9 protein-coding genes are annotated in these 14,497 nt (G+C 69.9%); 2 read left to right on the top strand and 7 right to left on the bottom strand.

Annotated elements, in window-relative coordinates; all coding sequences use genetic code 11:
• Positions 1-27: 27 nt before the first annotated feature.
• The 5 genes from BLU54_RS14990 to BLU54_RS14970 form a co-directional block, all read right to left on the bottom strand.
• Positions 28-1,263, bottom strand: a complete 1,236-nt coding sequence (locus tag BLU54_RS14990) for an ATP-binding protein (protein WP_091910103.1) — start codon at positions 1,261-1,263, stop codon at positions 28-30.
• A complete protein-coding gene (cobN, locus tag BLU54_RS14985) occupies positions 1,260-5,162 on the bottom strand; it encodes a cobaltochelatase subunit CobN (RefSeq protein ID WP_091910100.1) in 3,903 nt (1,300 codons plus the stop codon). The genes BLU54_RS14990 and cobN overlap by 4 nt, the downstream gene beginning before the upstream one ends.
• Positions 5,163-5,166: 4 nt before the next feature.
• Complete coding sequence (gene cobW / locus BLU54_RS14980; RefSeq protein ID WP_091910097.1) at positions 5,167-6,288, bottom strand: cobalamin biosynthesis protein CobW; 1,122 nt, start codon at positions 6,286-6,288, stop codon at positions 5,167-5,169.
• 187 nt (positions 6,289-6,475) lie between these two features.
• Positions 6,476-7,099, bottom strand: a complete 624-nt coding sequence (gene cobU, locus BLU54_RS14975) for a bifunctional adenosylcobinamide kinase/adenosylcobinamide-phosphate guanylyltransferase (RefSeq protein WP_091910093.1) — start codon at positions 7,097-7,099, stop codon at positions 6,476-6,478.
• Complete coding sequence (locus tag BLU54_RS14970; protein ID WP_091910531.1) at positions 7,096-8,649, bottom strand: cobyric acid synthase; 1,554 nt, start codon at positions 8,647-8,649, stop codon at positions 7,096-7,098. Before BLU54_RS14970 ends, cobU begins: the two co-directional genes overlap by 4 nt.
• Before the next feature lie 490 nt (positions 8,650-9,139).
• On the opposite strand from BLU54_RS14970, the gene cbiB reads away from it, so the two are divergent.
• Positions 9,140-10,273, top strand: a complete 1,134-nt coding sequence (cbiB, locus tag BLU54_RS14965; RefSeq protein WP_091910528.1) for an adenosylcobinamide-phosphate synthase CbiB — start codon at positions 9,140-9,142, stop codon at positions 10,271-10,273.
• The gene (cobD, locus tag BLU54_RS14960; protein WP_091910090.1) at positions 10,266-11,312 is read left to right on the top strand and encodes a threonine-phosphate decarboxylase CobD; all 1,047 of its coding nucleotides are present in this window, start codon (positions 10,266-10,268) and stop codon (positions 11,310-11,312) included. Before cbiB ends, cobD begins: the two co-directional genes overlap by 8 nt.
• 93 nt (positions 11,313-11,405) lie before the next feature.
• Here the strand turns inward: cobD and BLU54_RS14955 are convergent, their stop codons facing one another.
• Positions 11,406-13,625: a phosphocholine-specific phospholipase C gene (locus BLU54_RS14955; protein WP_091910087.1), complete on the bottom strand. Its 2,220-nt coding sequence runs from the start codon at positions 13,623-13,625 to the stop codon at positions 11,406-11,408.
• Positions 13,626-13,751: 126 nt separating this feature from the next.
• Complete coding sequence (locus tag BLU54_RS23370; RefSeq protein WP_139169702.1) at positions 13,752-13,958, bottom strand: hypothetical protein; 207 nt, start codon at positions 13,956-13,958, stop codon at positions 13,752-13,754.
• Between the last annotated feature and the right edge of the window lie 539 nt (positions 13,959-14,497).

Below are 14,497 nucleotides of genomic sequence, written 5' to 3'. Positions count from 1 at the left end.
CGTCAGTGCGCCCCGAAGTGCGATGGCTCAGGCTTTTTTTGCGGCTTGCCGTCCGGTGACACCCAGCGCCTGCGCGTCGATCGGCGTCGGGGCGAGATAGCCCCAGTCTTCGTCACCGCGACCGCTGGCATGGCCTTCGGTTGCAGCGTCGCCGGGCTGTCCGTGCGACTTGCCAGACCCGTCGCCGCCCGGTAACGACGCAGCGCGCCCGCCACCGGCCATGGGCCGTGCCATCTGTGCTGTCACCGCGTCGGGCACGACTTCATCGGCTCGCGGCGAACCTTGCGCGTCCGGTGCTGCTTCGCGCCCGCTCTCGGGGAAGTCGGTCGACGACCGCGACGGCTGCCCGTGTGTCCGCTGCGATGCCGATGCCGTCGTGGGCGACGTCGGCGCACCCTCGTGCCGGCGGTGCGCGAGCACCAGCTCGGCAACGCGTTCGACGTGTCCGACGTCGAGCGCTGCGGCCGTCTCGAAAGCCGCCAGGGCCCGCGCGGCGCGCAGCATCACCAGGTCCGCGCGGATGCCGTCTACCGCGGCGGCGATGCACAGCTCGCCAACGCGCCGATGGACTGCGTCGCTGAAGTCGAAGCCGGACACCGCCTGGCTGGCCGCGACGATTGTCGCCGCCAGCCGAGCCTGCTCGGCGGCATGACGCGCCCGGTAGGCGTCGGGCGCGGCATCGAAGGCGAGCCGCGCTGCCACGATCGCACGTCGTTGGTCCGGTTCCCAACAGTTTTCCAGCGCGACGGACAGACCGAAGCGGTCCAGCAGTTGCGGCCGCAGTTCGCCTTCCTCGCGATTCATCGTGCCGATCAGGACGAAGCGGGCAGCATGCCGATGCGAGACGCCATCGCGTTCGACGGTGTTGACACCGCTCGCCGCCACGTCGAGCAGCAGATCGACGAGCGGATCGGGCAGCAGATTCACTTCGTCCACATACAGGACGCCGCCATGCGCGGCCGCCAGCAGCCCCGGTGCAAAGCGCACCTCGCCGTCGCGCAGCACCGCCTGCAAATCGAGGGTGCCCGACAGCCGTTCCTCGCTCGCGCCCAGCGGCAGCGTCACGAAGCGGCCTGCCGGCAGCAGTTCGGCCAGCGCGCGTGCGGCGGTGGATTTCGCGGTGCCGCGCGGCCCGCTGATCAGCACGCCACCCAGGCCCGGGTCGATCGCCGCGAGGATCAACGCGAGCTGCAGGCGCGCCTGTCCCACCAGCCCGACAAACGGAAAGACCGGCAGCGGTGCCGCCTGCATGGACGCGCTCATTGCGCTCCCTCCTGTTGTGCTTCGCTGTCGAGCAGGTGTTGCTCGATTCGGTCGCGGTAGGCGCCCGGCTCTGCCCATAGGCCGCGCTGCATTGCTTCCAGCAGCCGCGAGCAGATGTCGCGCAAGGCCTGCGGATTGTGTTGCGCGAGAAAGGCGCGCGTGTCGGACGCGTCGACGTAGGCGTCGGCCAGCAGCGCGTATTGATGGTCGGTCACCACGCCGGCGGTTGCGTCATAGCCGAACAGGCAATCGACGGTCGCCGCCATTTCCGCCCCGCCCTTGTAGCCGTGGCGCTTCACGCCGGCCAGCCACTTCGGGTTGACGACGCGCGCTCGCACCACGCGCGCGATTTCCTCGCGCAGGGTCCGGACGCGCGGCGCGGCCGGATGGCTATGGTCGCCAAGATAGATGGCCGGCTCGCTGCCGGCGAAATGGCGGACCGCGACGGCCATGCCGCCCTGGAATTGATAGTAGTCGTTCGAATCGAGGATGTCGTGCTCGCGGTTGTCCTGGTTCTGCACCACGACATCCAGCGTCGCCAGACGCGCGCGAAACGCGGCGGGCGCGGCCTGGCCATCGTCGCCCTGCGCATACGCGTAGCCGCCCCAGTCACCGTACGCTTCGGCCAGATCCGCGCGGTCGCGCCAGGTGCGTTCATCGATCAGCGACTGCAGTCCCGCGCCGTAGCTGCCGGGCCGCGCGCCGAACACGCGCCAGCCAGCCCACTGGCGTGCCGCGGTCTCGTCCGCGCCGGCCGCCCGATACCGCGCGGCCTCGGCAAGCACGCGCGCGCGTACCGGATTCACGTCGGCAGTTTCGTCGAGCGCCGCGACCGCCTGCACTGCGGCGTCGAACAGATGGATCAGGTTCGGGAACGCATCTCGAAAGAAGCCCGACACGCGCAGGGTGACGTCGATGCGCGGCCGGCCGAAGATGGTGATCGGCAGGATCTCGAAATCGGCGACGCGATGACTGCCGGCCGACCACACCGGCCGCACGCCGAGCAGCGCCAAGGCCTGCGCGATGTCGTCGCCGCCGGTGCGCATGGTGGCCGTGCCCCACACCGACATACCCACCGCGCGCGGGAAGTCGCCGTGCTCCTGCATGTGTCGCTCGACCAGTTGATTGGCCGCGCGCAGCCCGAGCTCCCATGCCGCGCGGGTCGGCACCGCCCGCGTATCGACGGAATAGAAGTTGCGCCCGGTCGGCAGCACGTCCGGCCTGCCACGCGACGGCGCGCCGCTGGGGCCTGGCGGCACGAAGCGCCCCGCCAGGCCGTCGAGCAGATGACGCATCTCTTGCGGGCCGCATGCATCGAGGCGCGGCCGCAGCGTCGCGTCGATCCAACCGAGCACCGCGTCGGTGCGCGGCAGTGCGGGCGCGGCCAACGCCTCCGCGGACCTGCTGGCCGATGGCGCCGTCGGCTCGCCGGGCGGCACCGCCATGACGGCGGACTGCTTGGCCGTCGCTTCGGTCGCCGCCACGGGCAGCGTCGCTGGCAGCGACAGCAGACCGTCGAGCAGGCGTGCAGCCAACGCTTCCAGGCGCTCGCGCGTGTGGCCGTGATGGCGCCAGGGACCCGCATCGACCGCAAGCAATGCGGCCGGACGCGCACCGGTCCAGGGCGCCGCGGCATCGGCCGTGAACGGATCGAAATCGTCGCCGAGCGCCAGGTCCGCGGCCAACGCGCGAATCAGGCCGGCATGTGCGCCGGTGCCGTCGCCGCTCGGAAAACGCGCAAGCGCCAGCAGCGTGTCGCGCCGCTGCGCGCCGGCGGGCGAGACGCCAAACACGTGCAGGCCGTCACGAATCTGCGTCTCCTTCAACTCGCACAGATAGGCGTCGGTGCGGGTCAACAGGCTGTCCTCGTCCGACGGTGCGGCCGGAGCCGGCAGGCCCAGTTCGTCATGCAGCTTGTTCGCGACGATGTTGTCGACGATGGCGCGCCGCAGCAGCCGCGCGCGGCGCGGATCGACCAGCAGCGCTTCGTAGTATTCGTCGACCTGACGTTCGAGGTCCTGTAGCGGTCCGTAGTTTTCCGCGCGCGTCAACGGCGGCATCAGGTGGTCGATGATCACCGCCTGCGCGCGCCGCTTGGCCTGCGCGCCCTCGCCAGGGTCGTTGACGATGAACGGATACAAGTGCGGCAGCGGTCCGAGCGCCAGGTCCGGCCAGCAGCCCGGCCCGAGCGCCACGCTCTTGCCTGGCAGCCATTCCAGATTGCCGTGCTTGCCGACATGCACCACCGCATCGATCGCGAACGATTCGCGCAACCAGAAATAGAACGCGAGATACGCGTGCGGCGGCACCAGCGTCGCATCGTGATAGCTCGCATAGTCGTCGGCGCCACCGACCGGCGTGCCCAGCCGGGACGGTTGGATGCCGACGAAAACGTTGCCGTAGCGGCGTCCCGCGATCGTGAAACGTCCCTGCCGCACCGTCGGGTCGTCCTCGGGCTCGCCCCAGCGGTCGCGCAGCGCCGCGCGGGCCGCCGCCGGCAAGGTCGCCAGCGCACGCCGATAGTCGTCCACCGCGTAGCTTTGAAAGGCCGGCCGCAGCGGATGCTGCGCCAAATCGTTGCTGACGCCCGCGGTCAGCGCGTCGAGCAGCGTCGCGCCGTCCGTCGGCGGCGCATCGACCCGATATCCGGCATCGGTCAGCGCGCGGAGGATCGCCGTCACCGACGCGGGCGTGTCGAGCCCGACGCCGTTGCCGATGCGCGCTTCGCTGCTCGGATAGTTGGCCAGGATCAGCGCCAGGCGCTTTGCGCCATTCGGCACGGTGCGCAGGCGGCACCAGCGCTGCGCGAGCGCGGCCACGAAGGCAATGCGCTCGGCGTCCGGACGATAGCGCACGACGTCGGTCTGCGTCGCCTCGCAGCGGTACGCGAGCCCCTTGAAGCTGACTGCACGCGTGATGATGCGGCCATCCACTTCCGGCAGCGCGATATGCATGGCAATGTCACGCGCGCGCAGGCCGTGCTCGCTGGCGAGCCAGTCGTCGCGGTTGCCGCCGCTCAGGATCACCTGCAGCACTGGCGCATCCCCGGCCAGCGCGACGGTCGTCTCGGCCCCCAGCACGCCGGCCGCGAACGCGGTCGTGTTGAGCACCAGTGCGGCGCGGGTTTGTGCGCACAGCGTCGCGACGACTTCCAGGGCGACCGAATCCTTCAGCGACGTCAATGCGATGGGCAGCGGGTTCAGGCCCTCGCCGCGCAGCGCATCGGCCAATGCATCGAACACCGCGGTATTACCCGCCTGCAGATGCGCTTTGTAGAACAGCACCGGCACCACCGGCGCGCCGGGCCGCCAGTCCGCGCGCCAATCGTCGAGGCTGGCCGCGGCGCGCGCCGGATGGTAGATCGACACGACCGGCAGCGGGCGCGGCGGCAACGGCAGCGGGCCCCAACCGAAACCGCGATGTGCGAGACAGCGCAGGAACTGCTCGGCATTGTCGATGCCGCCCTCGCGCAGATAACGCCACAACACGCCGCACAGTTCGGGCTCGGCGGTGCTGCGCGCGACCAGCGCCGGGTCTTCCTGCAAATCGCCGGAGAACATCGCCAGCAGTTGGCCGCGCTCGCGCGCCAGCGTGGTCAGGCGTTCGATGCCGTACGGCCAGTATGCTTCGCCACCCAGGTGGTCGACCACTACCACGCGCGCGCCGTCGAGGACGTCGTCGACGTAGTAGTCCAGCGACGCGTTCTGGCGCAGGTAGGCGAGATTGGCCAGACGCAGGCTTGGCCGGTCCGGCGCCAGCCGCGCGTAGGCATCCGCGAGCAGCGCCAGCGTCGTGTCCGCGGAGCTGAGCACCACCATGTCGGCCCGCGTCTGCGCGACGCGGACCACGCCTTCGCTGTCGTCGACGAAGCCGCCGGGCGTGGTGCTCAGCAGGTGCATTGCGTCAGCCCCGCCCGGCCACCGGATCAGCCGCGGCAGCAACCACGGACGCAGCCGCGGAGCCAGCCACCGGAGCGGCATCGAGCGCCGTCTCGAATGCCCGTTGCAGCGCGTCGGCGTCGAGATCCTCGCCGATCAGCACGAAGCGGCTGACGCGTGCCTCGGCTTCGCGCCAACGACGGTCGAAGTAGCTGTCGAAACGTCGGCCGACGCCCTGCACCAACAACCGCATCGGCGCGTCCGGGAGCGCCGCGAAACCCTTCACCCGATAGATCGCGTGGCCGGCCACCAGGGTCTGCAATGCGGCCAGCAAACGCTCGCGCGACGGCGTCGGCGCGCTGACGATGACCGAGTCGAAATCGTCGTGATGGTGATCGGGATCGCCCGCGTCGTTGTGATGATCTTCACGCAGGTGGATGGTTTCTTCGGAGGCCGCCTGCAAGCCGAGCAAGGCGCGCAGATCGAGCGCGCCACGCTGGGCGTGCACGACGCCGACACTCGCGGGGATCTCGGCGCGTACCAGCGTTTCGACGCGCGCCAGGTCGGCCGAGTCGACCAGATCCGACTTGTTGAGAACGACCAGATCGGCCGAGCCAAGCTGATCCTCGAATAGCTCGTGCAGCGGCGACTCGTGATCGAGGTTCGGATCGGCGCGGCGCTGCGCATCGACTGCCGGCACGTCGGCGGCGAACTGGCCGGCCGCGGCGGCCGGCGTGTCGACAACGGTGATCACCGCGTCGACCGTGAAGCTGTTGCGGATCGACGGCCAGTTGAACGCCTGCACCAGCGGCTTGGGCAGCGCCAGTCCGCTGGTCTCGATCAGCACGTGGTCGATCGCGTCGCGACGCTCGACCAGTTGCTCCATGACCGGAAAAAACTCCTCCTGCACGGTGCAGCACAGGCAGCCATTGGCCAATTCGTACAACTGCCCGCCTGCCTCGGCGTCCTCGCAGCCAATGCCGCACCCTTTCAGGATTTCGCCGTCGATGCCCAGCTCGCCGAATTCGTTGACGATCACCGCGATGCGGCGTCCGTTCGCATTTTCGAGAATATGGCGCAGCAGGGTCGTCTTACCGCTGCCGAGGAAGCCGGTGACGACGGTGACGGGAATCTTGCGCAGCTGCATCGAATGCTCCTGTGGCGTGGCGCCGGGGAATGACCAAGAAATCGATCGAAAAATGGATCAAGAAAGGGATCAAGAAACGGCCGAAGAAAATGGACGAAGAAACGGCATGGACCCGGGTGACGGTACCGCCGGCCCGGCGGCGACCGACGCAACGACGGAGCCCGCCGTCAGTCGGGCGCCCCCGCGCTCAGGCGCCGCCGCCCGGCTCCATCGGTGGGGGCGGCGCCTTCAACACCAGCGGCAGCCCGGCGGCCACGAAGGTGACCACGCTGCAGCGCGCGGCCAGCTCGCGATGCAGGCGCCCGGCCTCGTCCCGGAAACGGCGCGAGAGCGGATCGGCGGGCACGATGCCGAGCCCGACCTCGTTGGACACGAAGATCACCGGTCCGCGCACGCGGTTCAGACAGTCGAACAGCGCGGCGCGCTCACGTCGGAAGATCGCATCGTCGCATGAAGCCACGCCTTCTGCTGGCGTGACATCGGGCGCGCCGCCGTCCACGCCCGGCGGCGCGGCGAACAGGGTATTGCTGAGCCAGAGTGTCAGGCAATCGACGATCACGCAGCGCTCGCCGTCGGCTGCGGCGAGCAAGGCCTCGGCCAGCCGCACCGGCGCTTCGACCACCCGCCACTGCGCGGGCCGCTCGGCACGATGTCGCGCGATGCGTTCGCGCATCTCGTCGTCGCGCGCCTCGCCGGTGACGATCACCGTCACGTCCAGCCGGCTCGCGCGCGCCAATGCTTCGGCATGGCTGCTCTTGCCGGAACGGGCGCCGCCCAACACAAGCTGATGCACCGCCTGGTGCCATTTCATCGTCCGGGTTCTCCTTCGAGGACACGCGGTGCGCGGCGCTTCGCAGCACCGAAGGCCTCGACCTGCGCAAGCAAGGCGTCGACGTCCAGTTCGGCGGCGACCGCGTCGGCCAGCCGGTCGAGATCGGCTTCACGGCGCAGCGCGCGATCCGGCGTCGTCGCCGTGCCACGATAGCCCGCCCAGGCAAGCAGCGCATCGGCGGCGGCCGGCGTGTCAAAAAGCCCGTGCAGATAGGTTGCCATGATTTGTCCGTCCGCCGACAGCGCGCCGTCGCCGCGTCCATCGTGAAGTCGGACGGCCGGCTGGCCCAGCGCCGGTCCCTCGCTGACACCCGCGTGGATCTCGTAACCGCTGATGGCGACCGGCTGTCCGGCGGCACGTCCCCTCGCTGCTTCAGTCGCTGCTTCAGTCGCTGCTTCAGTCGCGAGCGTGCCGTGCGTGGTGCGCAACTGCTTGGCCGGCTGCAAGGTCGTCTCGAAATCGAGCCAGCCCAGTCCCGCCGCGCTGCCCGGCGGCCCTTCCAGGCCGCTCGGATCATGGATCGTCCGGCCCAGCATCTGCATGCCGCCGCAGATGCCGAGCACCCGCCCGCCATACCGCAGATGGCGCGCCAACGCCGTTTCCCAGCCCTGTGCGCGCAACCATTCGAGGTCGGACCTGACGCTCTTGCTGCCCGGCAGCACGATCAGATCGGCGGCAGGCGCATCCTGCGGCGCAGCGACGTCATACACCGCCACGCCGGGGTGCAGGCGCAATGCGTCGAGGTCGGTGGCATTGGCGACACGCGGCAGCGTCGGGCATACCACGGTGAATCGCGACGGTTCGCGGGCAGCCGCCTCGCGCCGGTTCGACAACGCATCCTCGGCGTCGAGCGCCAACGATGCGAGGTACGGCAACACCGCGAGTACCGGCTTGCCCGTATGGTTCTCGAGCCAGTCGATGCCGGGGCGCAGCAGCGCGGGGTCGCCACGGAAGCGGTTGATGACGAAGCCGAGCACGCGCGCCCGTTCGCTCTCGGAGAGCAGCGCCAGCGTGCCGACCAGATGCGCGAACACGCCGCCCCGGTCGATATCGGCGACCAGGATCACCGGGCAGTCGATGGCCTCGGCAAAGCCCATATTGGCCAGATCGCGTGCACGCAGATTGATCTCGGCCGGACTGCCGGCGCCCTCGATGACGATCGTGTCGAAACGCCCGGTCAGGCGCTTGTGCGCGGCAAGCGCGGCGGCCAGCGCACGCGGCTTGAAATCGTGATAGCCGCGCGCGTCGAGGGTCGCCACCACCTGCCCGCAGATCACGATCTGCGACGAGCGATCCGAGTTCGGTTTGAGCAGCACCGGGTTCATGTCGGTGTGCGGCGCGACGCCGGCCGCGAGAGCCTGCAAGGCCTGGGAGCGACCGATCTCGCCGCCGTCGGCGGTGACCGCACTGTTCAGTGCCATGTTCTGCGGCTTGAACGGTGCGACGCGCAGTCCGCGACGTGCGAGCAGCCGGCACAGCGCCGCGACCAGCGTCGTCTTGCCGGCGTCCGACGTCGTGCCCTGCACCATCAGACTGTGGACCAGGCCGCCGTCGCATGTCGCCTGTCCAACCTGTGCAGCCTGTCCAGCCTGTGCCAATCGTGCTCCCGCCATGCTCATTCGACGCCCTCCCGCTCGCATGTCGGCCGTGCGCCGGCCCCACCCGCGCGGGCGTCCAATCGCCTGCGCAGCGCGGCGCATCTTAACAGATGGACCGTGGTGGCAATGCCCGTGCGCGCTATACTGCGGCCGCGTGCACCGGCACGTCCGCCCGAGCGGCCCACGCGCAGCGTGCCGCGCTGCCGGCCTCGCATGCGTCCTGTTCCGCGCCCGCCACTCGTTCGATGTCCGTCCCGTCAAGCCGCGCGCCGCATCTCATCTTGCGTCCCACCCCACGTCCCACCCCACGTCCCACCCCACGTCCCACCTCACGTCTCGCCGTTCGTGCCGCCGTGCGTCCCGCCTTGCCTCCCGTTGCGGCGCTGCGGGGACGCGCGTGACGCTCGCGCTCGCCGTGCAGATGGGGCTCGCGTGCCTGTTGGACCGCTGGCTCGGCGATCCCCGGCGCGGCCATCCGGTGGCGCTGTTCGGACGCTACGCCACCGCAGTCGAACGTTGCTGCCGCGGCCGGCGCACCAACGCGCGGGCGCTGCGGCTGGCGGGCCTGCTGGCCTGGGCGCTGGCCGTGCTGCCGCCCGTGCTGCTTGCCGCGTGGCTGGCCCCGCCCCGCCTGGCCGCCATCAGCGGCACGGCCATCGCCGGTGCGCTGCCGGGCTGGCTCGCGCACTGGCAGATGCCCATCCCGCTGGCGATCGAGTCTGCGGTGCGGGACACGTTTTCATTGCACGGCGTGTTCGCGATCGCGTGCCTGTACTTCGCGCTGGGTGCCCGCAGCCTTGCCGAGCATGGCCGCGCAGTGGCCGACGCGCTGGCGGCCGGGCGCCTCGCCGAGGCGCGCGTGGCGGTGTCGATGATCGTGTCTCGCGACACGCGCGCGTTGGATCAGCACGCGGTCAGCGCCGCGGCGGTCGAATCGATGCTCGAAAACGGCAGCGACGCCGTGTTCGCGGCGCTGTTCTGGTTCGCGGTCGCCGGCGCGCCCGGCGTGGTGCTCCACCGCTGCGCGAATACCCTCGACGCGATGTGGGGTTATCGCAACGCCCGCTATCACGCGTTTGGCTGGACGGCGGCCCGCATCGACGACGTGCTCAATTACGTGCCGGCGCGGCTGACGGCCCTGACCTACGCAGTGCTGGGGCGCACCCGGCTCGCGCTTGCCTGCTGGCGCACTCAGGCGCCGGCCTGGGACAGCCCGAACGCCGGGCCCGTAATGGCCGCCGGCGCAGGTGCGCTCGGTGTGCGTCTCGGCGGCGACGCAGTCTACTTCGGGCGACGCGAGCGCCGGCCCACACTGGGCAAGGGCCGCGTGCCGGTCGGCACCGACATCGAACGCGCGATCCGCCTGGTCACGCGCGGTATCGGGTGGTGGCTGATGCTCTGCGTGCTGGCCAGCCTGGCGATCGCAACGGTGGCGTCGACCGCCGCGGCGGCAACGCCAGTGCCAACGTCGGCGCGAACGTCAGTGCGAACGTCAGCCCCAACGGCCGCGGCTACGGCTACGGCAGGCGTGACGTGCGGGGTGCCGCATGCTTGAGCATGGCGGTCGACTGCGCCGAGCGGCGCAGCACTACGGGATTCCGCTCCCCGATTGGCTCGATCTGTCGACCGGCATCGCGCCGTGGGTCTATCCGCTCCCGCAGATCGACACGAGACACTGGCAGCGCCTGCCTGAAGATGACGACGGTCTTGTCGAGGCCGCGTGCGCCGCCTATGGCGCGCCCCATGTGTTGCCACTGCCTGGTTCACAGGCGGCGATCCAGGCGCTGCCCACGCTGTTCACGCCGCAGCCGATTGCAGTGCTCGCGCCCAGTTATGCCGAGCATGCACATCAGTGGCAACGCGCCGGCCATACCTTGGCGCCGTTCTCGGACGCGGCCGGATTGGCGCAGCGAATGGCCAGCTGCAACATCGTCGTGATGGTGCAGCCGAACAATCCGACAGGCTGGCATCTCGGCAGGGACGCACTGCGGCAGGTGGCCGCCGAACTGGCCGGACGCGATGGTCTGCTGGTCGTCGACGAGGCCTTCATCGACGCCGATCCGGCGCTATCGCTTGCGCCGTTCAGCGCGTCGCGCGGACTGCTGGTGCTGCGCTCGCTGGGAAAGTTCTACGGCCTGGCAGGTGCGCGCGTGGGCTTCGCGTGCGGCGAGCCGATCCTGCTCGCGCGTCTGCGCGAGGCGATCGGCCCGTGGCCGGTGAACGGCCCGGCACGGTGGGTGGCGACGGCGGCACTGCGCGACGCGACGTGGCAACGCAACAACGGGCAACGCCTGCGACAGGCGTCGCAGCGCCTGGCCATGCTGTTGCGCGCGCATGGCCTGACACCGGATGGCGGCACGCCGTTGTTTCAATGGCTCAGGCACCCGCAGGCGCAGGCGATCCATGCCGCGCTCGCCCGGCGCGGCGTGCTGACCCGCTGCTATGCGGATCCGGCCAGCCTGCGTTTCGGCCTGCCGGGCGCGTCGCCGTTCGTTAGCGAACCGTGCAGCGGCGACGCGGCGAACGCCGACGCGCGGGCGTGGCAGCGCCTTGCCGACGCGCTGGCGCAGCTGCGCGATGCGCATCTCTGCTGAGCGCACTGCCTGAGTGGCTTGCCTGAGTACACTGCATAAGCGCCCTGCATCAGCGCATCCACGTGGCTGCCGGCATCCAGCGCCACGCCCTGCTCAGTCGGCTGGCAGTCCCATCGCCGGATCGCTGATCGCATCCCGGCCGGTTTCGACGCGGCCCGCCGCCCGCCGCTGGAAACCATCGTCAGCGTCGGTCGAGACCTCGAAGTCGTACCACTGCCCGCTATCGCCGAGCGCGAACTCGACGCTTGCCTGCTGCCCGGCGGCAACCGTGCGCGTCCACGGGCCGTCGCTACGATAGGCCCGCGCGCGCACGGTGAACACGCAGTCGGCGCTGCCGGCCACCCCGTCGTTGCGCAGTTCCAGCGACACCACCGGCGGATCGCACGGCTCGTAACAGACGCGCAGTTCGGGCCGGGCGGCGGCAGTCGTCGACACCCGGCCGGCGAACGCACGGTGGAAGCCATTGGGTCCCAGCACCCAGAGGTCGTAGTTGCCGTCGTCGTCCGCGACGCTCCACGTATCGTCGAGCGACTTGCCGGCCTCGACCACGTAGCGGCGCGGTATCTGGTCGAGATGAAGTTTGTCGTAGACGTGAAAGACGGCGCCGGCCTGCGCGTCGCTGCCATTCGCAAAACGCAGCCGAATCCGGCTCGCGTCCGCCTCGACCACGGCACTCGCATGCAGCACGTACGGCAATGCGCGCGACGGCCGCGCGCCACTGGTCTGCGCCACCAGCGGCGGACTGGCCGGCACCGCGATCGCGGCCAGCGCTTCCTGCGAGGCGGTCAGCGCGACGGCCTGTTCGCGCGTGGTGCGTCCGGCCAGCACCGGCAGCGCTTCCTGATTCGGAGTCTGGAAGTTGAACGCGCTGGTCAGGTCGCCACACACGGCGCGTCGATACGCGCCGATCTGCGGTTCCTGCACGCCAAAGCGCGCTTCGAGGAAGCGCAGCACCGATGTATGGTCGGCAACCTGCGAATTGACCCAGCCGCCCCGGCTCCACGGTGACACCACCCACATCGGCACGCGCGGCCCTGGTCCGAATGGGCGTCCGTCCTGCGGCGGCTGCTTCTCGGTGGCCGGCGTGTAATTGAAGTACTCGAATGCCATGTCGGTGTCCGACAGCGTCGACTTGCCGGCGAGACTGCCGTCCGCGCGGCGCGACGGTGCGCTGGGCGGCGGCAGATGGTCGAAGAAGCCGTCGTTCTCGTCGTAGTTGATCAGCAGCACGGTCTTGCTCCACACCGCAGGATCGGCGGTCAGCGCGTCGAGCACCGCCTGCATATACCAGCCGCCCTTGGCCGGGCTCGACGGTCCCGGGTGCTCGCTGAACTCGCCGGGTGGGATGATCCACGAGACCGCCGGCAGCGTGCCTTTCGCGACGTCGTCGCGCAGGCTTTGCAGGAAACCGCCGTCGGGCATGGTGTTGCAGAAGCCCTTGGCGAGCGGGCTGTACTTGTCGTCGATGGCGGGATCGTACGGCGGATTGACGCCCTCGCCGCTGACGTTGGCCAGGCGCCGGCCGGCCGGCAGCTTTTCCATCTCGGCGCGCCAGTGCCGGAAGCTCATCATCTCGTTGCAGCCAAAGTTCTCCGGCACGTTCTGGTACACCTTCCAGCTCACGCCAGCCGCTTGCAGGCGATCCGCGTACGTCTTCCAGGTCCAGCCCTCGGTGGACGGCCCGACGTCGGCGCCGTCGTTGTACTGGTTGATCATCACCGCGACATTGTCGCCGGACGGGCCATTGGTACCGGTCCAGTAGAACAGGCGGTTGGGGATCGTGCCGGTATGCATCGCACAGTGGTACGCGTCGCACAGCGTGAAGGCGCTGGCCAGCGCGCGCTGGAACGGCACTTCGGCGTCCTCGTAGTAACCCATCGACAGCGGTTGCTTCGCCACCGGCCACTGATTCATGCGTCCGTGATCCCAGGCCGCCTGTGCATCGGGCCAGGTGTGCGGCGTGCCGCCCGCGCGCTGCGCGTTTCCGACCGTGCCGTCGAGGTGATACGGCGTGGCCGACGCGCCTTTCGCATCGGTCTGGTACAGCACCGATTTGCCGTTCTGCAATGGGATGCCGAAGCGGTCGCCGTAGCCACGCACGCCGCGGTAAGTCCCGAAATAACCGTCGAACGACCGGTTTTCCAGCATCAGCATCACGACGTGCTGGACGTCCTGCAGGGTGCCGGTGGCATTGTTGGCTTCGATGGCCAGCGCCCGGCGAATGCTCGGCGGCAGTGTCGCGGTTGCCAGCAGCGCGGCGCCGCCGCCGAGGGTCGCTTTCAGGAACTGTCTTTTTGCGGGGTCGATTTTCATCCGGGAATCACTCCTGATCGGGGAAGGAACGTCACCTGTCGCGCGTCGGACGCACGATGCGGCGCGCGCGCGGCGTGGTGACCGTCGATGGGTCGCTCTAGCGCGTGGCGTGTGCGTCGCGACGCTTCAGGGCGCGCATTGGCGCGTGCAGTTCGCGGCTGGCGAGCTTGCCGGCGTCGAGGCACCGTCAGGACTGCTTGCGGAATTGGGTGGACTGGTCTTCGGTGTGTCGCTGCCGCCGCAGGCGCCGAGCGCGACGCAGGCGGCAAGAAGCGTGGCCGCCAGCAGTGCGCGGGCACCGGCGGCGGGATGAGTGGCAGGATGATCGGCCATGGGCGGCGCTCCGGACATGCGCTGGCCGCGCACGTCGTCTGGCCCGCGTCATCAGGGGACGCGGCCGATGCCAGGGACGATGCGCACGGTGCACGCGTTTTCGAAAGGTCGCGCGACGGACCGGCGGCTCGGGCGCTGGTCGACGACGCGGCCCGCCGCGCGCGGCATGTGCGCCGCAGTCGCGGCCAGCCGCGCGGACGGACCGGTGGATGATGGCGGCCGCGTGTGACATCTTGTTGACGAAACGAAAGGTCCGGTGCGACCTCGTTTTGCGATGGACCGATGCATTGGTCCGAGCGGCCCTGGACGACGGCGTGATGCTCAGGCGGCGGCCGGCGTACGCCAGCGGCGCTGAGAGCGATACAGGCGGCAACACTGTTGGCGACATCGACAGCGACATGAACGTTGGCATGCGCGGCGACGTACACAGTGGCAGGAGCGGCGGCAGGAACCGTGGCATGCGCTGCGGCACTGGCAGCGCCCGCCGCCCTTCACGACCGTTCGCGCTTCGTCAGCGCGCCGTCAACGCGCTGTCAACG

The sequence above is a fragment of the Chitinasiproducens palmae genome (genome assembly GCF_900095735.1).
In the GTDB taxonomy this organism is placed as follows: Bacteria; Pseudomonadota; Gammaproteobacteria; order Burkholderiales; family Burkholderiaceae; genus Chitinasiproducens; species Chitinasiproducens palmae.
This window is presented reverse-complemented; position numbering and strand designations above follow the sequence as displayed.

Excerpts from the sequence above, each read along its gene's own strand:
- BLU54_RS14990 (WP_091910103.1), bottom strand. The coding sequence starts at position 1,263 with ATGAGCGCGTCCATGCAGGCGGCACCGCTGCCGGTCTTTCCGTTTGTC.
- cobN (WP_091910100.1), bottom strand. The coding sequence starts at position 5,162 with ATGCACCTGCTGAGCACCACGCCCGGCGGCTTCGTCGACGACAGCGAA.
- cobW (WP_091910097.1), bottom strand. The coding sequence starts at position 6,288 with ATGCAGCTGCGCAAGATTCCCGTCACCGTCGTCACCGGCTTCCTCGGC.
- cobU (WP_091910093.1), bottom strand. The coding sequence starts at position 7,099 with ATGAAATGGCACCAGGCGGTGCATCAGCTTGTGTTGGGCGGCGCCCGT.
- BLU54_RS14970 (WP_091910531.1), bottom strand. The coding sequence starts at position 8,649 with ATGGTGCAGGGCACGACGTCGGACGCCGGCAAGACGACGCTGGTCGCG.
- cbiB (WP_091910528.1), top strand. The coding sequence starts at position 9,140 with ATGGGGCTCGCGTGCCTGTTGGACCGCTGGCTCGGCGATCCCCGGCGC.
- cobD (WP_091910090.1), top strand. The coding sequence starts at position 10,266 with ATGCTTGAGCATGGCGGTCGACTGCGCCGAGCGGCGCAGCACTACGGG.
- BLU54_RS14955 (WP_091910087.1), bottom strand. The coding sequence starts at position 13,625 with ATGAAAATCGACCCCGCAAAAAGACAGTTCCTGAAAGCGACCCTCGGC.
- BLU54_RS23370 (WP_139169702.1), bottom strand. The coding sequence starts at position 13,958 with ATGGCCGATCATCCTGCCACTCATCCCGCCGCCGGTGCCCGCGCACTG.